General features: G+C 62.4%; 1 protein-coding gene. It reads right to left on the reverse strand.

What is annotated here, in order from left to right; all coding sequences use genetic code 11:
* Nucleotides 1–97: 97 nt before the first annotated feature.
* Nucleotides 98–874 carry a hypothetical protein gene (locus ABGB08_RS54635; RefSeq protein WP_347608539.1) on the reverse strand — a complete coding sequence of 259 codons (777 nt, stop codon included), beginning with the start codon at nucleotides 872–874 and terminating at the stop codon, nucleotides 98–100.
* Nucleotides 875–1099 lie beyond the last annotated feature (225 nt).

Genomic DNA, 1099 nt, shown 5'->3' on the forward strand with positions numbered 1-1099 from the left:
GCGATTGGCGCGTTACGCCTGCTCAACTTCACCAACATCGCCGATGGAACCCGATGGGCACGCGACAACTTCGAACACCCACTGATCGCTCTCGGTCTCACGATGTGAGAACGCATTCAGCCCTGTGCGGTAATGTCTCCGGGCCAGAGAGCGACAACTCTCGCATGCCCTCGCTCAGGCCATAGATCGCCTCGGCGACGAGATCATCATTGTGCGATGTCAGCGTGTCTATCCACGCTCCTCTCGACCTCGCCAGCAGTAGCAAGCGAATCCGGCTCGAACCCAAGCGAGCAAGGGTGCTCAGCATCTCGCCCACCCGCAACGTGTCACCTTCGGCCTCGTCAACGACGATCAGCACCCGTGTTCCCAACCGCGCGATATGAGCGGCGTCCTCCGCGGTCGCATGTTCCGAAATCACGCCCGCCCACCAGCCGTCTGCCGACAGTCGCTGCGACAAGTAGTGAGCCAACCGGGACTTTCCCTGCCCAGCCTGTCCCGTGACGAGAAAAACGGATATGCGCTCCGGGCTATCAGCCCAAGCCGTCAGCGCGTTCAGTTCGGCAGCCCGGCCCAAGAAGGGCACAATACCGTGGTCCGACCGGAGTAATCGGCTTGGTGGCACCGTATCGTCGAGTTCCACCGGCTTCTCAAAGAACCTATTCGCAGTGAGTCGTGGCACGCCTTCGCGAAGCCTGCGTACCAGATATGGCAGATCGGGATCGGAGTGGCGACTTTGGAAGCGAACCGCCTGGCAATCGGCGAGCTCCTCCAGGGCTGCCGGTAGGTCGGCAGAGGTTGGTCGCTTCGCGTCCGTGAGGATCACCGGGATCACCGGGATCTTGGCCTTGAGCGCGATGGCGATCTCCTGGTGCACCCAATCATCGGGTCGGTCGATGGGCCGACTGCCGTGTTCGTCAGCGGGACCAGCCCATTGAGGCCCGATGATCGCGACCAGCGCACAGGAGTTGTCCAGGTACTACATCCGTAGATGAGTAGGAAGCGGGTCGCCGCGTCGCCGGTAGTGGCTGATCAGCGCCCGGGTCTGGTGAACCATCCGGAACCGCGACCAGGCCAGCACGTGGTCGATGAGCTGGGTGGC

Source organism: Acrocarpospora sp. B8E8 (assembly GCF_039871605.1).
GTDB lineage: Bacteria > Actinomycetota > Actinomycetes > Streptosporangiales > Streptosporangiaceae > Acrocarpospora > Acrocarpospora macrocephala.